The following is a 20,204-nucleotide window of genomic DNA, read 5'->3' as shown; positions in this document are numbered from 1 at the left end:
TTCTTATGGACGATGACGAAAGAAAAATAGAGGAGATTTCTCCTGAGCTAACTGAGTTCCTGAGCGAGCCAATGACCCGGTTTGAAGTGATCAGCCTGCTACAACCACTGAGATCCGCTCTTTTATCGACATTTCACGGCTCGATGACAGCATTAGGTTTAATCGCGCTGCACGCCACTGACGAAGAAATAAAAGAAAAAGCGAAAAAAACCTTTAAGGAACTGGATGATGTATTCGAGGAAATCGACACATTTGATAATCGCCTTGGGAAGCTGCTGAAGGGAGACCCTAACTGGCCTCATGAAAACGGGGATACTGTCAATGAGTGACAAAGTAAGCTACCTTAAGGATGAGTATAAGCAACAGGCAGCCGAGCTCCACATCGCTGAAGACTCACCCAAAAAAGGTGGTGGCGGAGGGTCGGAGCCACCCGAAGGGAGTAAAATGGAAGCTCGCATAGCAGAAATTGAAAAATCTCTTCCCGAAATCAAAGAGAAATTAAATCTGATTTTGGTCAAGGTCGAGTCAATTGATAAGCACGTGGCAACCAAGGCGGATCTTGCGAATACAGAGCTGAGTATTCTCAAGTGGTGTGTTGCAACGGCAATAGCTATTACCGGTTTGGCTTGCGCCATCACATTCGGCCTAACCAAACTATTCGGCGCAACGTAAAAAGTGCACGAACACATACAAAGCCCGGCCCAGCGCCGGGCTTCTTGTTTCTGCCAGTCCACACTCGAGCTCCTCTGTTCGTCCCGATTTCAAGAACCCGTTTAAGCCCGCCCTCCGCAGTCGAATCCATCACGGCATATCTTGTTACAAGCATTCGCCCGCAGGCACCGCTCGTAGAGAACTACAAACCGTTACTCCAGTCTTAATTCTAGGCGTGCTTTAAACCGTGAGCGCCTGCTGACAACCCATAGAGGTTCACAAAATGAAAATCACACTACCCGCGCTATTTTTGGGTGCCCTCATTTCGCAAGGAGCACTAGCTGCAGGAGATGGAACAGCCGCTCTTGGAGGCGGCGTTGGTGGTGCACTTGGCAATATCGTAGGTCAGCAACTAGGCGGCTCAACGGGTGCGGCGGTAGGTGCAGGCGTAGGTGGTGCTGCAGGCAGTGCTGTCGGTGCTCAGAGAGGCAACAGAGCGGAAGCTGCATTAGGCGGCGGTATCGGCTCAGCTGGCGGCTCACTCATCGGTAACCGCCTCGGCGGCACAACTGGTTCGACTATCGGTGCAGGTCTCGGCGGCGCGGCGGGTGGCGCGCTAGGAAACAACCTGGCGGATGATGAGAGCGGTCATCGATCGGATGGTAAGAAGCACAGAGGCAACAACAAACATAAACACAAGAACAAGCATCGTTAGTCCCTGACGCTCCTACATCGAAGCCCGGCCAAGCGCCGGGCTTCTTGTATCTGGTGACCCCTACTCTGCTATGGTGGCGCCCTCTGATCGCAACGGAAGCTTCGAAGAATGGACTCATGGAAGACGCTGGCGATCGCCGTATTGGCATCGGTCAGCACTCAGGCCGTATCAGGTGACGACGTCAACCCTATCGCTGCCGCGATATTTATCACAATCTCCTCGCCAACCATTTTAATTGGATTAACCACATCTCTCACGACCGATCCGCCAAAAATCTTCAAGTCAGCCAAGACCGACGCTTTGGTATTCATCGGTTCGGACGGAGAGATTCGCAGTGCTGAGTTTGAGCAGGCGTCCAGGTACTATCGTTCGGCCTACAAATCACCTCATATGCCTGACATGCAACTGGCGCAGGCTATAGCGACCTCGTTCTGATGTCGACCTAGAGCTACCCGCAGTGCCGGCCCCCTAGTCTCCGCGCAGCAACCCGATCTGGTGGTGTGGCGCCCTACTCTGAATGCAATGGAAGCACCAAAAATGTACTCATGGAAGCTTGTAGCTGCAGCCCTCGTCGTATCGATCAGCGCTCATGCCTCTGAGGGGTCCGATGACTCCTATAACAACTCGATGCTATCAGTGCTAATGGCTCCAACCTACACCGTTGCGGGAACCACCGGGCTTACTATGCTTGCATCGAATAACTTCAAGCCTGCTAAAGCTGACGCGCTCGCATTCATTGGGTCGGAAGGTCAGATTCGCGGAGCCCAATTTGAACAGGCAGTTCGCTTTTATCGCACGACATACCTGCCGCCTCTAATGACCGATCGGCAGTTGGCACAGGCAATCGCCACTTCGTACTGAGCACGAGCATTCACGAACTTTTCACACTAGGGCGCCTATGGTTATCCCAGCTCCTAGTGAAACCCTTTAAGCCCGCTACCCCCCATCGCGGGCTTTTCTTTGCCTGCGATTTGGAGGGCCGAAACTCGCCCTCCCCAACTTACCCAACGACGGCTATACACGCCCACCGTCAAAATGACACGATAACGCCTCGCCTTCGTAAGTAGGAATATAGGATGTTCAGTCACGTAACGGTTGGGACAAACGATCTTGATAAGGCCTCTACCTTCTATGACGCGGTGCTGATCCCCCTGGGGCTCTGTCGTAGGCCTGTAACACCTGATGGCGGGCCACCTTCGGCATGCTGGATTAAGCCAAATAGCGTCCTCCCTCGCTTTTATGTGTACAGCCCTTATGACCGCAATGAAGCCGGAACAGGGAATGGCAGCATGGTGGCTTTCACCGCACCATCTCCAAATGCGGTGGACAGCGCCTATGCAGCTGGGCTTCTTGCGTGCGGATCTGATGAAGGTGAACCTGGCCAACGTCCCCACTATGGTGACGGTTACTACGGTGCGTACCTACGTGATCCAGATGGCAACAAGGTACATATCGCTCATCGTGGTGATTTGGACTTGGCGGGGTAGCCGCCGCTCACCGTATTCGCTTAAAGCCCGCCCACCGCGGGCTTTTCTTGTCAGTCAGAAAGGCGCCGCCTCTTCTTCTGGCTCAAACTCGACCTCCCCCCTTCCCGCCTTCTCATCCTCCTGCGGCTCCCACCTCACCGTCACGCTGCCGTCGTCATTGAGCGTCAACTCAAGCTCGTCGGTTTCGGCGATCACACCCAGCACCTCTTCCCACTCCCGATCTCCATCCGTGTCCAGGCGATGAATCGTCACCCAGCGCTGCGCCTGCGCCACGGGGTGGTTAATCATCGATGAGACGCGTAGCGCCAGCCGCTCCATGCCGCTTATTTCTTGCCGTGCTGCCGGTACCGCCTGCTTCTTTGCCATGAAATTCCCTCCCGGTAATTACTGTATGTACGTACAGTACAGACAGAATCATATCCCACGCTTCCCGAAAACGTAACCGAGAACTGCCGTGTTAATTCGCAAAACAAATCACATTTCGTGTTGACTGGATAAACACGATGCGTGACAGTTCACCCATCGCAGTGACACACAGCCACTGCGAGGCACTCAACAGACCCGCCGCTCTTTAACAACTCAGGCTCCTCGCCATCGACTACCCCAGGAATGCCCTGGTAAGTGCGAGCAACAAATAGTCGATGCCACGCCAGCTCTGGAACTGGCCGTACTCACCAGATGTGATTACGCGAAACCACGCAAGCCAGCCAGGAAGAACACCGGACACGAAATGTGTGACCTGGCAAAGAGAGGACTCAGGCGCCGTGCGTGGTGGAGAACGGGATTTTTCACTGATGCACCCAGCTGCAGTTCGGTCGGGTGCATTGGGAAAACAACCGGAGGAAGTGAGATGGCCTACTACAAGACGAGCGATGCCGGTGTTCTGGCGGCTTGGAAGGCGTACAGAGAAAGCGCGGATCGCTTGCAGGTGCTGGGCGAAGAGTTTGCCAAGCGCTTTGTAGGCGCCACTGCGCTGTTCCAGACCAGCATGCACAGCGGTCGTAACTTCTACGGCCTGAAGTTCAGCCCAGCAATGCCGCAGCCGCTTTGGACAAAGCCAGACCCAAAGGCTGATAGCTCGCAGTTCCCTCGGTCAAGTCTGCCGCCGGGCACCAAGGGTGAAGAGCGCAAAGCGTTGAAGCTTGAACTGGAAAAGCTTCAAGAGGAATTCAAGGCGCACAAGCCAAAGGATAAAGCTGACCTGCAGCCGTTTCTGGATGCTATGGGGCTTGGCGGCGGCGCACTGTTCTTCTCCAGCTACAAGCACGTTGTCACACCTGACTGCATCTACGTCAGCACGTCAGCCAAGCCGAATGGTGTGATGACCGAAATCCTCGGCAGCGAGTTCGAAGCCGCTGAAGCCGCGAATAACTGAACAACCAGCGCCATGACAGCCGGGAAAGACCGGCCCCCTTCCCCACCTCTATTACGTCAGCACTCCTCCCCCGCGCCCATCGGCAACCAGCGGGAGGCATGAGTGTTGACGAATACAGGTGAACAACCCGCCACCTTGGAGGTGACCATGCACCAAAGCATCCAATCACGCCGCGACATTGTCGATGGCTTGCGCAAACGCTCCCGTACCGCCACTGCCAACTTCTACCGGCTGATTGGGCGGCCGGAGCCCGTGGTCCACTTCAGGATGACGGTGAAGCCGGCGGGACGTGACTTCTTCCATGTGGTTGATACCCGGACCGACAAAGTCATGGGGTTCCGTCGCGATCACAACGATGCCTGCGCCCTGGCCCGCCGCCTTGAAGGGAGTGAATCATGATCGACTTTCTCGACACACCAGAGGGGCCTGACTGGCTCCACGATGCGATCAACTCGCTAATCTGCGGCGACAACGTCACGGCGCCTCGGGCGCATGGCAAGTTAGTCGCTCTGGTCACTCCGCAGTCGTTGTGGGAGGCGCTAGCCGAACACCTCGGCGCGCAAGAACATATTGCGCCTCTGCTCACCGACAATCGTGAATACCCTATCGAGCGAATGATCTGCACGATCATCGCCGACGGCCGCCGAGTACACGGGGCGGCCCATGATCTCGCCTGCGAGGCGCTGGGCCTGCCAAAAGGCAAGTACAGCCCTACCGCCCTCCACGATGTTGCCGAAGCGCTGATCAGGCCGCACGCCAACGAATACGGCCGGGCCCGCGCAGAAGAGATGGCGGCGGATCGCGCCGCCGACCTAGCTGAGCAGCGCAAGGCTGACGCAGCGTGACACCAGGTCAGCGCACTCGCTGATCGAATAACTCAATAACCAACACCTTCAATCGCTGCGAACATCGCGGCAAGGATTCCCCATGTCCGCAGTAATGAAGCAGGACGACAACACGCCTGCGATGTCGGAGGCCGCGCTCGTTGAAGTGCTGAGCAGCAGCCTCTACCCCGGCGCCGAAAAGAACTCAGTCGTGATGGTGTTGGCTTACTGCCAGGCCGCGCACTTGGACCCAATGTTGAAGCCGGTACACATCGTTCCTATCTGGAACTCGAAGATGAAAAAGATGCAGGACACAGTGATGCCTGGCATCGGCCTGTACCGCATCCAGGCGGCGCGCACCGGCCAGTACGCCGGAATCAGCGAACCAGAATATGGCCCCCCAGTGACTGCGAAGTTGAGCGGTGTAGAAGTCACGTATCCCGAATGGTGCCGCGTGACGGTCAAGCGGCAGATGAGCAACGGCCTGGTGGCCGAATACACAGCCAACGAGCGCTGGATCGAAAACTACGCAACAGCCAGCAAGGATACTGCGGCGCCCAATGCCATGTGGAAGCGTCGAGCATTTGCCCAGCTCGCAAAGTGCGCCGAAGCACAGGCCCTACGCAAAGCCTTCCCCGAAGTCGGGTCGGCGCCAACGGCCGACGAGATGGAAGGCAAGGCATTCGAAGAGCCGGCGCGCGATGTCAGCCCTCGGCAGCACGCCCATCCTGAGCCAGAAGCGCTACCCGCCTACTCCGACGACCTGCTGACAGAGAACATCGAGAAGTGGCAACCGCTGATCGACTCAAACCGCACCAGCCCCGAACACCTCATCGCGACCATCAGCAGCAAGTACACGCTGAGCCCGGCGCAGATTGAAAAAATCACCAACCTCAAAGCCCTCGATGGAGACGCAGCATGAAAATTCACAACGTAGCTCAAGGCTCCGCCGAGTGGCTTGCCCTCCGCGCCCAGTACCGCACCGCCTCCGAAGCCCCAGCGATGATGGGCGCCTCGAAGTACCAAACCCGCACCGACCTGCTTGCTGCCAAAAAGACCGGCATCACACCGGACGTCACACCCTCTCAGCAATTCATCTTCGATAAAGGCCACGCAACCGAAGCCAGCGCTCGCCCGCTGGCCGAAGCACTGATCGGCGAAGAGCTGTATCCGATCGTTGGCACCAAGGGCAACCTGCTAGCGTCCATGGACGGCGCCACGATGCTCGGTGAGACCCTGTTTGAGCACAAGCTGTGGAATGAGTCGGTCGTGGCTCAGGTAAAGGCCGGCGACCTGGCACCACACTACTACTGGCAGCTTGAGCAGCAACTGCTGGTGAGCGGCGCTGAGCGGGTCATCTTTGTTTGCTCGGACGGCACGCCGGAGAACTTCGTACACATGGAATACCGGCCGGTCGCCGGTCGCGCCGCCCAGTTGATCGAGGGTTGGAAACAGTTCGAAGCTGACCTGGCCAACTTCGAGATGGCCGACGCGCCTTCAATCGTAGTCGGCAAGGCGCCTGATGAGCTGCCAGCCCTGCGCATCGAGCTGACCGGCATGGTCACCGCCAGCAACCTGAAGGTGTTCGAAGACTCGGCGCTGGCTGTCATCGACTCGGTGAAAACCACACTCTCTACGGACCAGGACTTCGCCGACGCCAAGAAGGCGGTCAAGTGGTGTAGTGATGTCGAGGAGGCTGTCGCTGTCGCTAAGAAGCAGGCCCTGTCGCAGACTCAGAGCATCGACGAGCTGTTTTCGTCGCTGGATCGTATCGGTGCGCATGCTCGCGAGACCCGCCTGAAAGTCGACAAGCTGGTGAAGGCTCAAGAGTTGCTGGTGAAGACCACTATTAAGCAAAAGGCCGAGCTGGCACTTATAGAACACATCGCCGGGATCAACAGGGCCTTGGGCCAGGTGGCGCTGCCTAATGTGCAGGTCGACTTCGCCGGCGCCATGAAGAACAAGCGCACCATCGCCAGCCTTCAGGACGCTGTTGATACCGAGCTGGCCCGGGCGAAGATCGACGCAAGTCAGGCGGCGGATAGCATTCGCTTGAACCTGACCAGTCTGGCGGAGCTCGCTGTTGATCACTCCTTCCTGTTTAGCGATGTGCAGCAGTTGGTAACCAAAGCCAACGATGACCTGGTGACGCTGATCAAATTCCGAATCTCCGAACACCAGAAGGCGGAGCAACAAAAGGCCGACGCGAAGCGTATCGCCGAAGAGCAAGAAGCCCAGCGCCTGGCAGCTATCAAGCCAGAGCCAGTCGTGGATAAGGTGGCAACACCGGAGCCTGTCCGCGCCACACCGGTCCAGACTTCAGCACCCGTGACCCAGGCCGCAAAGCCAGTAACTACTCAAGCGGTCGAGCAGGTAGCGCTTCAGGCCAACGTGACGGACTTCGAGGCACTGGTGAAGGCCGTAGCAAATGGTCAGGCGCCGATCACGCTACTTTTGGTCAACTGGGAGGCTCTCGACGCAATGGTGGCGGCGCAGGGTTCAACCTTCAGCATGGCCGGGGTGACACTCGGCAAGGCGGCAGCATGATTAGCAACCACCTCAGCATGATCGAGGAACTGCGCCCTGCCTCGGATGAACTGGCGGCCCAGGTCGCCAAGTTTGTAGCCGCGGGCGGCGAAATCGAAGTGGCCGAGCCTCCCCCGCCACCGACGCCCGTCGTATATGTACCCGCGGAGCCGCCCGCGACAAAGCCGTTTGTTCGGCGGAAGGCTGGAGCAGATGCCTTACCCCTCGACAAGGACGACATCCGTACCAAGGCCCGCCTGAAGCTGGTAGAGCAGATACGCCAGCTAGGTATCACGCAGACCCAGACCGAAGTCGCCGCAGCCTTGGGCGTTAGTCGGCGGCTGATCTACAACCACGCCGCGCGGTACGACATCACGTTCAAGGCACCAACCCGCGGCGGTGCTCGAAACCTGGTGCACAACGCGGTTGATAAGGAGCGGGATGCGAAGTTCGCCGAGCGGATAAGGGCATTCATGGAGCTGGGCATCAGCCGGCGCCAGTGCTGCGGGAGGCTGGCAATCGGCAGTAAGGCCTTCGAACGCATCATCGCCACCCACGGTATCGACTACCCCAAAGCGCGCCAGGGCGGAACTTCATGCGCCGCATAGCCCGCATCCAGCAACGCAAACGTCAAACCTGGCCCGCACTGCCGGCCAGCGGAATAGAAGAGGTAGGCCATGGCCAAGGACAACGCGCAGATCCAGCGGGAAAAGCGCGCGAAAGAGAAAGCGCTGCTCGACAGGATCGGTGCCGAGAAGAGAACGCTGATAGTCTCGAAAGCGCTCGATGATGCACTTCAGGTGCTGGGCGAGCGACACGAATTTGAAGAGTGGCAGGAAACGCTATCGACGTTCCTGATCAACCTGGCGGCAGCGCCTGCCGCAGAATCTTCGCGCTTCGCCTCCATGTCGCGACCTGTTTTTGAAGTAACCGAAAAGCAGTCGCGACAGCTAGTGCAGTTTGCAAAGACCGGGAACGAAGCATGACCGATTTCACTTCCCCGCTTGCAAGCGGCGAAGCAACTCGAGCCCGTCATCGCCCGTTTTCAATTGCCAAGGCTCCACGATCAAGACAGTTTCGATGCCACCAGGAAGGCATTTGCAAAGATTAATGCAGAACTTATGAGTAGCTTTGAGCAGGCTCATAATATCGCCGTCTTTGATTGTGTGTGATACGGAAGACGCCCCAAACACAGTAGCTAAATCATTGTGCGCGATTAACTTGTTTCTATATGCCTTTATATTTAGGGCCTGATAACGACCCTTGAGCTCATCGAATTCAGAAAGCAAAGCCTCGTTGGCATATGTGCGGTACTTGTGTTCTAAAAAATCGAGAGACAAGTTCTCATTAGATCCAAGAGATTTCGAATCGAAAACCGCAGAAACTCGCGTCAATATACTAATGAACATGGATTTCTGGATAATGTTAAATACCGGAGTAATATTTCTATTCAAAATCTCCGTCGAAGCCGACAAGCAGTAAAGCTGCTCGTATAGCTGAACCTCCCTCCTGATGTCAGAGATGTATGAGTTGTAACGCGATAGTTGGGCTAGCGCTATTTTTAGATCAAACATTTCCATCTCCGATTACGGCTCCATGCCGGTCACCCGTAATACCCCAACCCAAACCAAATTGCCACCACCGGTCAACGAGGGCATCAATCGCATCGAAAGGATGTGATTTCTTTGGGCTACCCATATATCTTAAAATCAGCCAAAACTTTAGGCAGCGGAGATTTTTCCCAATACCAAGTGCAAAGGTTTTGAAAAAATATCTCGCGCAAATACTTCTACACCGTCAGCAGCGTGATGCCCTGCCATTAAAGACTCAAAATCACAAACGTCTCTCGCCAAGAGCCCAGTTGAGAACACAATAAAACTTATAAAAATGTCACCGCGACCAAAATTAAAAAGGCATTTAGCACTTACTACCACTTCACCGACACAGTTTGCTGGAGCAAAAACTCCGTCTACAACTGTCATTAGGCTGTTATCAGCGACAGTTATTTCGGAGGATCCTCTCCCGCCCGCACTTAGTTGGAATTCAGCAAGATGCGTGAGCAGGGCAAAACATAGAACAACTGCATTTTCATTCGCTCGTAACAGCGGTTCAGAGAAGGGAATTGCGTTTGATGACAAAACGCGCACGAGCTGATTTATAAGCTCCGCTGGGGAGAACGCCTCACCAATCACAAGGCGGCTCAACAAAAAAGATAAAATCTCAATCTCACGTTCATTTATAGCCCGATCTTTTGCAACACTGTAAACCTTAGGCACCACATCAACAAAGCCATCATTTAATATTTTTTGAATTGAGCTCCTTGAAACCCCCACCCCTCGCTTCAATTCTGCTTCACTAAACGACGCCAACTTATACTTCAATAACTTCAGCACATAGCATGGAAACGGCCTATCGAAATATAATTGTTTTTCTGCGGTAAATTCGTTTAAAAACTTAATTGCCAGGTAAATTGCATCAATTGAATCATTGATAATTCCTTTATCCCTTGCATTATTGTGCGCTACAAAATCTGCAGCCTCCCGGAACACCTCATTGCCTCTTGAATAAGCCCGCATTCGCATAAAGAGTGACTCAACTTCAAGCTCGTCAAAAGCCCCACTTTGAATTCGATCGACCGCTTTTTTTGCTTTTATTCTTTCCGCGCCTTTCATGCATCACCTTTTTTCGCCGCCCGTTTGAAAAACAAATACCCCATATCAACGAGTCACGCCAGCCAGCCTCTATAGCGCCAGTGGCTCCGAATACTCGCGGATCTCCTTTCGATAAGTCGCCAGATCAATTAACTGCCGCAAGCAAATGACGATCTCCAGTTTCTGCCTATCGTCTGGAAGACCAATCCACTTGAGCATCATTAGAGCGTCTTCCTCGATTGCTGCGAGTGCATCGATATCGCTTTGCAGTCTCATATAGGCCTCCTGCCTGGATGAGTTACTCAAATACCAATACTCCTAAAGTCAACATCACGCCAGCCGGCGAGGATCCCATATGCCCGATATCACCTATGGCTCTGCGTGGAGCCGCATTGAAGCCGCGACGCGCGGCCTAGTACCCTCTGGAAACGCGCTTGACCTGGTTCGCCGAGATTGAGCCATCATCTCGCTATTGCTTCATACCCCAGGGCAGGCGAGCATTCACCATCTGATGAATGCTGCTGCCCACAAGGAAGTTTCTTTGAAAATCCCCGCGGTCAAGAAAGAAAAGCTGGACCAAGCTCTAAAACAATTTGATGAAAAATTTCGCCACGCCCCCGAGTGGAAAGGCTGGACTGAAAACCAAGCGCATCGCTACGCAATCAGCGCGAACAGCACTTTATACCCTGCAAAAAAAATAGTTTCTTTGGCCACTGAAACCCCGGTAGGACTTTTCTCAGGTGGTCAGCCTACAAACGGATATTTGAAACGGCACGGGTTCACAATCGTTGAGCTGCAACGGTCAACTGATCCAGAAATAAGCTTTGTGGTGGGTCAGGTTTATGACCGGCAAACTGAGATTCACGATTTGTTCGGGGGCAGTCGCCAGAGTGGAATTGCCCCCTCAGCGCAGGCCGCAGCGGTATTCATTTTCACCGGCGACTCAGGTGGTCAGTACGGATACACCGATTCTCATAGCGAGGAGCAGGTTTTCAGCTACACAGGTGAAGGCCAGCTCGGTGATATGACCCTGACTAAAGGTAACCTGGCAATTCTCGAGCATTCGAAGCAGGGAAAAGCGCTGCATGTTTTCGAGATACTCGGCAAAAGTTTAGGCCAGAAGTACCTCGGCGAATACACGTGTGCGAGCCATGAATGGCGCCGCGGGCCTGACAAGCGCGGCAACGACAGGGCAATAGTTGTATTCAACCTCGTTCCAGAAGGGCTCGAATTAGCCTCCCACAATGACTCAGAAGAAAACGAAACCCTCGATCCAACTCTTTCACTTGTCGAAGCGAGAAGGCGTGCGTTAGCCGCGGCCGAAGTCGGATCCGCTGGAGAGAACGGATCAGCACGCAGAACAGTGTATCGCCGCAGCAGAACTATCTCCGAATACGTTTTGAGAAGGGCAGCCGGTATTTGCGAGAGCTGTGAGAGGCCGGCCCCCTTCATGAAGACAAACGGGTCGCCATATCTAGAGCCGCATCACGTCAATCGATTATCAGATGGCGGTCTAGATCATCCTCGTTACATAGGCGCTATCTGTCCGACCTGTCACCGCGAAATACACCATGGATTGCACGGCAGGGTAAAAAACGAAGAGTTAAAAGCGTACGTCGCGAGTATCGAGCCGAAGTCTTAAGGGATTCAAAATCAGCAGGACTGCAACAGCCTGCCGCCGATGGCCTCGCTGGCCAGGGCAAACGATCCATGGCGGACGGAACAACTCCAAGCGCGCGCGGCTTGATGATCAGCTTGAACCAGGCGGAATGCCGTCCTTGTTGAAGTCCTTCAAGCGTTCGCGCTCTTCCTCGGTAGAGTGCGCCGGGGTTTCTTGCTCGGGTTCTTTCTTTTTTTCTTCAGTCATTGCCATGTCCTCTGGGTGGTAGCTGTTTCGGCATCTGGAGGAATCAGCAGTTCAAATCAATCAACTCCACCGTTTGGGCATGGCCCGGCAAGGACTCCCCATGCCTACAGAAAACAAACTAGCTGATCCTTTCGGACCGCACGGCCGTACCTTTCACATTCACCTGAGCGTGCGCGGGGCAATTCGCGACTTCAGCAAGCGCCAGCTCAAAGGTATGTTCCGTGTGGATGGTCGTGATTGCACCGCCGACGAGGCGAAGGATCATTTCCTCGAAGCGCTAGCCCTCGGCAAGGAAGTACTGCCGTTCGGGCCGCCGTGTGAAGGCTTTGACTTCGCTGGCAAGGGCTGTCCCGGACACGACAACCCGCCGCAGGTTATGAATGCCCATGATCAGGTAACGAGGAAGGTTGTATGAGCGACTGGGCGAGGATGTGATCAGTGAACCAAGGCGTTGAGTTACTAGCCCAGAGGAAGGGAGTTGTTTAACTCGCAGCTAACTACTTCGGCCCACTGAATCACTGCCCACAGCTTGAAGGGCGCGCTCCAATGACTTGATAGAGCGCCAGCCGGCAATGCACCTCAACAACAAATATCTGAAATGCGTGCGCGACAGGTTATTTCTAGCACAACTCTCGATCTCGTCCAGGATCGATTTCAAATAAACCCCTTCCCCTTCAAAGTCAGCCGCTATAGCGGCAAGGATGAAGTCATGCCTGAAGAAAAAGTTGTGATGTACGAATCGCCGGAAGCCGCCAGCATTCAAACAGTGACCGGATGGGTAGGCGCCGACGGTCGCTTCTGGGGAAACGACGAGCATATGGCTCGTTGGTGCGGCTCCACTCATCGCCGCTGTGAGAAGAACCCAGATCACCCTATTTACGCAGTGCGCAGTTGGTGCGAGCAATGCCACCAAGAAAGCCGCCAAGCGAAGTTCGCGGCAATGCCGTTGAAGGAATGGGCAGGCGAGCCGCTGGTTATCTTCGATGGCGACCAGTACTTCTTCGATGAAGACAGTCTGCGCGACTACCTGATCGAAAGCGACATCGACCTGGCTGACCTGCAGCTCTGCATCTGCGAACCGAACATGCCACGAGAGATAGATCCTTCGGACGTATTTAGCGACGACCTACCGGAGGACGGCGAGATCCGCGACGAACAGTTGTTCGCTGCATTCGAGTTGCTGAACGAGATGATCCGCCAGTCGGAGCCACTTTCGTGGACTGGGGGCAAGTTCGCCGCATCTCTGCCGCAATCGCTCCTTGATGAAGTCGCGACTGCACGGGTGACGCCATGATCGCCACCCTCTGGTTCGCCTACGTCTTCATCTACAAGGGGCCGAGGCCATGAGTGAATACCAACTCTATCTCGGCGACTGCCTGGAGGTCATGAAGCAACTGCCAGACGCCAGCGTCGACATGGTGCTGGCCGATCTGCCCTACGGTTCAACGCAGTGCGCCTGGGACACCATCATCCCGCTCGAGCCGCTCTGGCGGGAGTACTTGCGGGTTGCCAGGCCGGAAGCCGCAATTGTGTTATGCGCGGCCCAGCCGTTTGCTTCGATGCTGGTGGCGAGCAACCCGAAGCTGTACCGGTACGAGTGGATCTGGGAGAAAGGCAACGCCACGGGCTTCCTTAACTCCAAGAAGCAACCGCTGCGGGCACATGAAAGCGCCCAAGTCTTCTACCGTAAACAGCCGGTGTACAACCCGCAGATGTCCACCGGACACGAACGCAAGACAGCGAAGCGCAAGACGGTGAACTCTGAGTGCTACGGCAAGGCCTTGGCCCTCACTGAATACGACTCGACGGAGCGGTTCCCGCGTTCGGTGCAGTTCTTCTCCAGCGACAAGCAGACCGGCAGCTTTCATCCGACGCAAAAGCCCGTGGCTTGGATGTCGTTCCTGATCAGCACCTATACCAAGCCCGGCCAGGTGGTCCTAGACAACAGCATGGGCAGCGGCACCACCGGTGTCGCTTGCATGCAGACGGGCCGGCAGTTCATCGGCATCGAGCGTGATCTCGACGAAGACGGCAATCGCCTCGGCTACTTCGATATCGCCCATCAACGAATCACCGACGCAATTACCAAGCGCGACGCACCGGTAACGCAAATCGATCTATTCGCCACAGCCTAACCCCCCCCCCTACATGCCTGCCGGTGAGCGGCGGGTGAGGTATTCGTATGCCTGCAAACTGTGAATACAGCATGGAAAAAAGTGATGCCTCGAACCTGGCGGGCATGGCTCAACTGAATCTGGAAGGTCGGCGCTCTGCGCTGGAGGTTTACCTGAAGATCCATGGCCAGCTCCGTTTGGTTGAGTTCACGGCGCAGCTGATCGGCATGGCCAATTCGGTCGCGGAGAACTGCGCGGAGATGAGCGACCAGGTGCTGATCGAGGAATGCGGCGTCCACCCCGACAAGTTCACCAGCGTGAACCTTCCAACACTCATCGGCGCATGCCAGGGCGTGATGATCGCCAGCAAGTTCGACCCGGCCGGTGCCTGTCACGGGTGCGCATATCGCTTGGGGTCGATTGCCAATCAGTCGCCCATCACCACTTGCGATGTGGAGTTCATGGCTCACCACCGAAAAGGGTTCATGTGTCATGTCCACCTGGGTGCAGAAGGCGAGCCCACAAAAGTGTGCGTCGGACACGCGAAAGCAGCAAAACCCTAACCCACCTTCTGCCGCCCAGCGCGGCGCGGAGCATCCAATGTCAGCAGCGGAACAACTCAACGATGGGATCACGGGCGACAAGGTGCCCGAGGTGCAGATGGCCGAGCTCCTCGGTACCACCCTCGCCGCCCTGCGCTCAAAGCGCGCCCGCAACCAAATCCCCCTCGGCGTCTGGAACAAGCAAGGCAGCCGCGTCATGTACAGCATCAGGAGATACTACGAATGGCTCGAAAGCCAATGGGTTTGCCCGCAGGAATGGACCTCCACCACGGATCGATCCGCATCCGCTTTATGTGGAACGGCAGCCGGCGCAGTGAAACGCTCCCCTATCCCCCGACACAGAAAGGAATCAAGTCTGCCTCACAGGTTGTTGATCAAGTAAAAGGACTGATTAAGCTGGGGCTGCTCGACGACGATAAGTACGCCGAGCTTTTCCCCAGTTCCAGCAACGTCGCTGGGGGGAAGATCAACTTCGGCGAGTATGCCCAGCTCTGGCTAGACAGTCGTGAGGTGGTCGGTGGAACGAAGGCGAACTACAAGGGTGCACTGAACCGGTACTGGATGCCCGGCCTGGCCCTGGTGCGAATCGACCTGATCACCACTACGCTGCTCCGCCGGGTAATGGCAGCCAGTGAGTGGAAGTCCCCCGGGGTAAAGCGCAATGCGATCTCAAAGCTGTCGACTATCCTGAACTCGGCAATGTCCGAAGAGCTTATCCCGAAGAACCCCGCGGCGATCCTGGAGTTACCCAAGCGCAGCAAGAAGGAAATTGACCCGTTCACTTTGGAAGAGGCAAACCTGATCATCGCCAAGATGTACGACCACGACCACTGGCCAAGCACGATTTATGCGGCATTTTTTGAGTTTGTGTTTTTTACAGGAATGCGCCTTTCCGAGGCCCTGGCAATGCGCTGGGATGCGGTAGACGAAGAGAAAAGGACGGCCCACGTCTGTCGTGGGATAGCCCTGGGGGAAGTGGTAGAGCGCACAAAAACGGGTGGAGACCGCTTTGTTTTGCTGAATGAACGCGCCATGCATGCGCTGAAATTCGCGAGGGAATACGCAGAGCGTCGGAAAAAAGGTAAAGGGAAGGTGCTGGAAACGCCTTTCATTTTCCCGCCGTCAAAGAACTCGGAGTACGTGAAACAGACATCTGACCTGCACAAGCAGTGGATTCCGACCCTGAAGGCTCTGAATATCCGTCGTCGGCCGCCATACAACTGTCGTCACACCTATGCGACAATATGCATTATGTCTGGCATGAACCCCGCCTTCATCTCCCAGCAGCTCGGCCATAGTGTGCAGATGCTGCTCTCGACTTATGCGCGTTGGATCAACTCAAGCTCGGACTGGAGCGAAATGCAAAAGCTCCAGATTGGTCCCAAATTGGTCCCAGTTCAAATAAGCGCACCCTAAGCTATTGATAGGTAAAGTAATTGATCTCCACAGCTAACATCACCATGCAGTTCGGCGCCAAGCCGCTCTTTGAGAACGTCTCGGTCAAGTTCGGCGCCGGCAACCGGTATGGTTTGATCGGTGCCAACGGTTGCGGCAAGTCGACCTTCATGAAAATCCTCGGCGGCGACCTCGATCCGTCGGGCGGCCAGGTCATGCTGGAGCCTAACGTTCGCCTGGGTAAATTGCGCCAGGACCAGTTCGCCTACGAAGAATTCACCGTGCTCGACACCGTGATCATGGGCCACGAGGAGCTGTGGAAGGTCAAGGCCGAGCGCGACCGTATCTACTCGCTGCCGGAAATGAGCGAAGACGACGGCATGGCCGTGGCCGAGCTGGAAACCGAGTTCGCCGAGATGGACGGCTACACCGCCGAATCCCGTGCCGGCGAGCTGCTGCTGGGCCTGGGCATTCCTCTGGAACAACACTTCGGCCCGATGAGCGAAGTGTCCCCTGGCTGGAAACTGCGTGTATTGCTGGCCCAGGCGCTGTTCTCCGATCCTGAAGTGCTGTTGCTCGACGAACCGACCAACCACTTGGACATCAACACCATCCGCTGGCTGGAAAACATCCTGACCCAGCGTAACAGCCTGATGATCATCATCTCTCACGACCGTCACTTCCTGAACAGCGTGTGCACCCACATGGCTGACCTGGACTACGGCGAGTTGCGCCTGTTCCCGGGCAACTACGACGAGTACATGACCGTGGCGACCCAGTCCCGCGAGCAGCTGCTGTCGGACAACGCCAAGAAGAAGGCGCAGATCTCTGAGCTGCAATCCTTCGTCAGCCGCTTCTCGGCCAACGCCTCCAAAGCCAAGCAAGCGACTTCCCGCGCCAAGGCGATCGACAAGATCCAACTCGCTGAGGTCAAGCCTTCGAGCCGGGTGAGCCCGTTCATCCGTTTCGATCAGAACAAGAAACTTCACCGCCAGGCTGTAATGGTCGAAAAAATGGCCAAGGGTTTCGACGGCAAGCCGCTGTTCAAGGATTTCAGCTTCCAGGTTGAAGCGGGAGAGCGTGTTGCGATCATCGGTCCGAACGGTATCGGCAAGACCACCCTGCTGCGCACCCTGGTCAACGAGTTGACCCCGGACGCAGGCTCCATCAAGTGGACCGACGCTGCGGAATTGGGTTACTACGCCCAGGATCACGCTCACGACTTCGAAGACGACGTGACGCTGTTCGACTGGATGGGTCAGTGGACTCAGGGCGAGCAGATGATTCGCGGCACTTTGGGCCGCATGCTGTTCTCCAACGACGAGATCCTCAAGTCGGTCAAGGTAATCTCCGGTGGTGAGCAAGGTCGCATGCTGTTCGGCAAGTTGATCCTGCAAAAGCCGAACGTGCTGATCATGGACGAACCGACCAACCACTTGGACATGGAATCCATCGAAGCGCTGAACCTGGCGCTGGAAAACTACCCGGGCACGCTGATCTTCGTCAGCCACGACCGTGAGTTCGTATCGTCCCTGGCCACCCGCATCATCGAGTTGAGCGCTGACGGCGTGATCGACTTCAGCGGTACTTATGACGACTACCTGCGTAGCCAAGGCGTCGTGTTCTAAATAACGCCCGCTGCACCCAAGAGCCCCGTCCACTGTGACGGGGCTTTTTGCATGTTGTGGCAAGCGGGCCTGTTCGTCAGACCAAGTAGTTAGGCTGCTTCCTTTTACCCCGGGCCCTTGCCATGATGCCCTCACCGCCCGCCCGCGAACGAGTGCCCATGTCTACCGCCACCCCCTCCTCCCTGTCGGTCACCCTGCAGATCGTCTCGATCGTCTTCTATACCTTCATTGCCTTCATCTGCATCGGCCTGCCGATTGCGGTAATCCCAGGCTACGTGCACGAACAATTGGGGTTCAGCGCGGTGGTGGCCGGGATCACTATCGGTTCGCAGTACCTGGCGACCCTGCTCAGCCGCCCCATGGCCGGGCGGATGTCGGACAATGTCGGGACCAAACGCGCGATTGTGCTGGGGCTGGCGGGTATTCTCGTGAGCGGTGTGCTGACGTTCTTCGCGACGTTGCTGGAAAGTACGCCCAACGTAAGCCTGGGCATTCTGATCGTCGCCCGGCTGCTGCTGGGCGTGGCCCAAGGTCTGATCGGCGTGGGCACTATCAGTTGGTGCATGGGCCAGGTCGGCGCCGAGCATACGGCGCGGTCGATTTCCTGGAACGGCATTGCGTCCTACGGTGCCATCGCCATCGGTGCGCCGCTGGGGGTGGTGATGGTGGCCGAGTATGGCTACAACAGCCTGGGGATCGCCCTGACCGTACTCGCAGCGCTGGGCCTGATGCTGATCCGCAACAAACCGTCGGTGCCGGTGGTGCGCGGCGAGCGCTTGCCATTCTGGGCGGTGTTCGGGCGTATCGCGCCGTTTGGGGTCAGCTTGTGCCTGTCGTCGATTGGCTACGGCACGCTCACTACCTTTATCACCCTCTACTACCTCAATCGTGGCTGGCAAGGCGCGGCGTACTGCCTCACGGTATTTGGCGTGTGCTTTATCCTGTCGCGCCTGGTATTTATCTCGGCGATCAGTCGTTTTGGCGGGTTCAGCGCCGCCATCGCCTGCATGCTTATCGAGACCCTCGGCCTCACCTTGTTGTGGCTGGCGCCCTCCACCGGTGTGGCGTTGATCGGCGCAGGACTGACGGGCTTTGGTCTGTCGCTGGTGTACCCGGCGCTGGGCGTGGAAGCCATCAAGCAAGTGCCCAACAGCAGCCGTGGCGCGGGATTGAGTGCGTATGCGGTGTTTTTTGACTTGGCCCTGGCGATTGCCGGGCCGTTGATGGGTTTTGTGGCGCTGAACCTGGGGTACGGCTGGATCTTCTTCTGCGCGGCGTTGCTGTCGGTTACGGCGTTGGGTGTGACTTTACTGCTCAAGCGCCGCGCTTACTGATCAGCCGTCTGCAAACCCGCACGGGTGGACGTGCCAAGGGTACGAGTGAAAAAGCGCCCGGCTTCGGAAATCAGATCGCGGTGAATGCCTTCGCGGTCGACGCCATCGGCGTCAGTGCAGATCGCCGGCATGGCTGCCAGTTGGTCACTGTCGCACGGCGCCATGAACACGAAGTGCCCTGCCCCGGCCAGCAGCTTGAAATTCGGCGGCTCAGGTAATTTGCGCGCGAGTGCTGCGGCGTTCTTGTCCACGGCCACCAGCTTGTCGCCGTCGCCGCTGTAGAGCAGCACCGGCACATGCACGTCGGCCAAGGTGTGACGGCCGAACATCAGGCTCAACGGCGCCATTAGCATCAAGGCGTGGATGCGCGGGTCGGATTGGGGCTGTAAGTCGTCACGGTCCACCACCAACTCGCCTTTGGTGGTGCAGGCGTCGCGGTCTTCCGGGCGTTCCTGGCAATAGCGGCGCAGGCGATCGAAATCCGGCTTGGCGCCAGCCAGGATCAACGCGGTTTCGCCACCGGCGGAATAGCCGATTACCCCCACCTGGTTGATGTTGACGAACGGAGACAGCATCGGATCCGCCAGGGTGGCGGTGATCGCTTCGGATATCTGGATCGGCCGCCCGTACAGGTTGCTCAGCGTGCCCAGACGGCTATGGTCCTTGTAGTTGTCGCCAGGATGCAGCACCGCCACCACCACAAAGCCTTTGCGCGCCAGGGACGTGGCCAGGTCGTGCAGGGCCAGCGGCGTGCCGGTGTTGCCATGGGACAGCATCAGCATCGGGAAACGGCCGATGGCGATCTTGGAATCTTCGGTGGCGGCGACGTGATAGGCACCCAGCTGCGTGGTGTGCTCAAGGCCGGTTGACGGATAGAACGCCACGGCTTTCATTGGTTGCAAGTCGAGCGGATCGAGAAACGTCATGCGATGAAAGCCGACGCTCCAATGGGGGTGCGGCGCAGGCGCGGCGTGCACTGAAATCAGGCCGCCCAGCAGGGAAAGAACCATAACAGCACAAAGACGCATCATGGGGATGTCCACCTTTGCTGCGTGAGAACCGACATGTCGAATG

General features: G+C 56.5%; 25 protein-coding genes and 1 pseudogene. 21 read left to right on the top strand and 5 right to left on the bottom strand.

What is annotated here, in order from left to right; all coding sequences use genetic code 11:
- The first annotated feature begins 5 nt into the window (after positions 1-5).
- The 6 genes from BW43_RS02370 to BW43_RS28595 all read left to right on the top strand — a co-directional run bounded on the left by BW43_RS02370 (position 6) and on the right by BW43_RS28595 (position 2,853).
- The gene (locus BW43_RS02370) at positions 6-329 is read left to right on the top strand and encodes a hypothetical protein (RefSeq protein WP_032891170.1); all 324 of its coding nucleotides are present in this window, start codon (positions 6-8) and stop codon (positions 327-329) included.
- Complete coding sequence (locus BW43_RS29380) at positions 322-672, top strand: hypothetical protein (protein ID WP_256227014.1); 351 nt, start codon at positions 322-324, stop codon at positions 670-672. The genes BW43_RS02370 and BW43_RS29380 overlap by 8 nt, the downstream gene beginning before the upstream one ends.
- A gap of 262 nt (positions 673-934) precedes the next feature.
- Positions 935-1,366 carry a hypothetical protein gene (locus BW43_RS28600; RefSeq protein ID WP_081797892.1) on the top strand — a complete coding sequence of 144 codons (432 nt, stop codon included), beginning with the start codon at positions 935-937 and terminating at the stop codon, positions 1,364-1,366.
- Positions 1,367-1,474: 108 nt separating this feature from the next.
- The gene (locus BW43_RS02375) at positions 1,475-1,801 is read left to right on the top strand and encodes a DUF2388 domain-containing protein (protein WP_032891168.1); all 327 of its coding nucleotides are present in this window, start codon (positions 1,475-1,477) and stop codon (positions 1,799-1,801) included.
- Between the two features lie 87 nt (positions 1,802-1,888).
- A complete protein-coding gene (locus tag BW43_RS0127825) occupies positions 1,889-2,227 on the top strand; it encodes a DUF2388 domain-containing protein (protein WP_371260760.1) in 339 nt (112 codons plus the stop codon).
- 215 nt (positions 2,228-2,442) lie between these two features.
- Entirely contained in the window at positions 2,443-2,853 is a 411-nt protein-coding gene (locus tag BW43_RS28595) for a VOC family protein (RefSeq protein ID WP_081797890.1), read from the top strand.
- 54 nt (positions 2,854-2,907) lie between these two features.
- Here the strand turns inward: BW43_RS28595 and BW43_RS02380 are convergent, their stop codons facing one another.
- On the bottom strand, positions 2,908-3,219 hold the full coding sequence (locus BW43_RS02380) for a DUF1654 domain-containing protein (RefSeq protein WP_032891164.1): 312 nt from the start codon (positions 3,217-3,219) through the stop codon (positions 2,908-2,910).
- Positions 3,220-3,703: 484 nt separating this feature from the next.
- Between BW43_RS02380 and BW43_RS02385 the strand changes: the two genes are divergently transcribed.
- The 7 genes from BW43_RS02385 to BW43_RS02415 all read left to right on the top strand — a co-directional run bounded on the left by BW43_RS02385 (position 3,704) and on the right by BW43_RS02415 (position 8,564).
- Positions 3,704-4,228 (top strand): hypothetical protein, encoded by a 525-nt coding sequence (locus BW43_RS02385; protein WP_032891162.1) that lies wholly within the window; start codon positions 3,704-3,706, stop codon positions 4,226-4,228.
- Between the two features lie 102 nt (positions 4,229-4,330).
- Positions 4,331-4,627 carry a hypothetical protein gene (locus BW43_RS02390; protein WP_155989989.1) on the top strand — a complete coding sequence of 99 codons (297 nt, stop codon included), beginning with the start codon at positions 4,331-4,333 and terminating at the stop codon, positions 4,625-4,627.
- Complete coding sequence (locus tag BW43_RS02395) at positions 4,624-5,073, top strand: hypothetical protein (RefSeq protein ID WP_032891160.1); 450 nt, start codon at positions 4,624-4,626, stop codon at positions 5,071-5,073. The genes BW43_RS02390 and BW43_RS02395 overlap by 4 nt, the downstream gene beginning before the upstream one ends.
- 94 nt (positions 5,074-5,167) lie before the next feature.
- Positions 5,168-5,974: a phage recombination protein Bet gene (gene bet / locus BW43_RS02400; protein ID WP_032891499.1), complete on the top strand. Its 807-nt coding sequence runs from the start codon at positions 5,168-5,170 to the stop codon at positions 5,972-5,974.
- Positions 5,971-7,599, top strand: a complete 1,629-nt coding sequence (locus BW43_RS02405) for a YqaJ viral recombinase family protein (protein ID WP_032891158.1) — start codon at positions 5,971-5,973, stop codon at positions 7,597-7,599. Before bet ends, BW43_RS02405 begins: the two co-directional genes overlap by 4 nt.
- Positions 7,596-8,186, top strand: coding sequence for a hypothetical protein (locus BW43_RS02410; RefSeq protein ID WP_032891157.1), 591 nt, complete (start codon positions 7,596-7,598; stop codon positions 8,184-8,186). The genes BW43_RS02405 and BW43_RS02410 overlap by 4 nt, the downstream gene beginning before the upstream one ends.
- 69 nt (positions 8,187-8,255) lie before the next feature.
- The gene (locus tag BW43_RS02415) at positions 8,256-8,564 is read left to right on the top strand and encodes a hypothetical protein (RefSeq protein WP_032891156.1); all 309 of its coding nucleotides are present in this window, start codon (positions 8,256-8,258) and stop codon (positions 8,562-8,564) included.
- 6 nt (positions 8,565-8,570) lie between these two features.
- Here BW43_RS02415 and BW43_RS02420 read toward each other — a convergent pair whose 3' ends face one another.
- The 3 genes from BW43_RS02420 to BW43_RS02430 form a co-directional block, all read right to left on the bottom strand.
- Positions 8,571-9,152 (bottom strand): hypothetical protein, encoded by a 582-nt coding sequence (locus tag BW43_RS02420; protein ID WP_155989988.1) that lies wholly within the window; start codon positions 9,150-9,152, stop codon positions 8,571-8,573.
- Between the two features lie 147 nt (positions 9,153-9,299).
- Positions 9,300-10,250, bottom strand: coding sequence for a hypothetical protein (locus tag BW43_RS02425; protein ID WP_032891153.1), 951 nt, complete (start codon positions 10,248-10,250; stop codon positions 9,300-9,302).
- A 69-nt stretch (positions 10,251-10,319) separates the two neighbouring features.
- Positions 10,320-10,505 (bottom strand): hypothetical protein, encoded by a 186-nt coding sequence (locus BW43_RS02430; protein WP_032891152.1) that lies wholly within the window; start codon positions 10,503-10,505, stop codon positions 10,320-10,322.
- Positions 10,506-10,740: 235 nt separating this feature from the next.
- On the opposite strand from BW43_RS02430, the gene BW43_RS02435 reads away from it, so the two are divergent.
- The 8 genes and pseudogenes from BW43_RS02435 (at position 10,741) to BW43_RS02470 (ending at position 19,130) form a co-directional block, all read left to right on the top strand.
- Entirely contained in the window at positions 10,741-11,871 is a 1,131-nt protein-coding gene (locus BW43_RS02435; protein ID WP_256227010.1) for an HNH endonuclease signature motif containing protein, read from the top strand.
- 325 nt (positions 11,872-12,196) lie between these two features.
- Entirely contained in the window at positions 12,197-12,511 is a 315-nt protein-coding gene (locus BW43_RS02440) for a hypothetical protein (protein ID WP_032891149.1), read from the top strand.
- Between the two features lie 294 nt (positions 12,512-12,805).
- Complete coding sequence (locus BW43_RS02445; RefSeq protein WP_032891148.1) at positions 12,806-13,390, top strand: hypothetical protein; 585 nt, start codon at positions 12,806-12,808, stop codon at positions 13,388-13,390.
- A 49-nt stretch (positions 13,391-13,439) separates the two neighbouring features.
- Positions 13,440-14,102 (top strand): annotated as a pseudogene (locus tag BW43_RS02450) (site-specific DNA-methyltransferase); the annotation flags it as partial.
- A gap of 200 nt (positions 14,103-14,302) precedes the next feature.
- Positions 14,303-14,773 (top strand): hypothetical protein, encoded by a 471-nt coding sequence (locus tag BW43_RS02455; RefSeq protein ID WP_050442875.1) that lies wholly within the window; start codon positions 14,303-14,305, stop codon positions 14,771-14,773.
- A 222-nt stretch (positions 14,774-14,995) separates the two neighbouring features.
- The gene (locus tag BW43_RS02460; protein WP_032891145.1) at positions 14,996-16,189 is read left to right on the top strand and encodes a tyrosine-type recombinase/integrase; all 1,194 of its coding nucleotides are present in this window, start codon (positions 14,996-14,998) and stop codon (positions 16,187-16,189) included.
- A gap of 20 nt (positions 16,190-16,209) precedes the next feature.
- Positions 16,210-17,796 (top strand): ABC-F family ATPase, encoded by a 1,587-nt coding sequence (locus BW43_RS02465; protein WP_081797888.1) that lies wholly within the window; start codon positions 16,210-16,212, stop codon positions 17,794-17,796.
- A 158-nt stretch (positions 17,797-17,954) separates the two neighbouring features.
- Positions 17,955-19,130, top strand: a complete 1,176-nt coding sequence (locus BW43_RS02470; protein ID WP_032891143.1) for an MFS transporter — start codon at positions 17,955-17,957, stop codon at positions 19,128-19,130.
- On the opposite strand, the gene BW43_RS02475 is transcribed toward BW43_RS02470, so the two are convergent.
- Positions 19,124-20,161, bottom strand: a complete 1,038-nt coding sequence (locus BW43_RS02475; RefSeq protein ID WP_032891141.1) for a dienelactone hydrolase — start codon at positions 20,159-20,161, stop codon at positions 19,124-19,126. The two genes, BW43_RS02470 and BW43_RS02475, sit on opposite strands and share 7 nt — an antisense overlap.
- Positions 20,162-20,204: the final 43 nt, after the last annotated feature.

It is taken from the genome of Pseudomonas sp. RIT357 (assembly GCF_000632245.1).
GTDB lineage: Bacteria > Pseudomonadota > Gammaproteobacteria > Pseudomonadales > Pseudomonadaceae > Aquipseudomonas > Aquipseudomonas sivasensis.
Note: the sequence above shows the minus strand (reverse complement) of the source record. Positions and strands in the feature narration are given on the sequence as shown.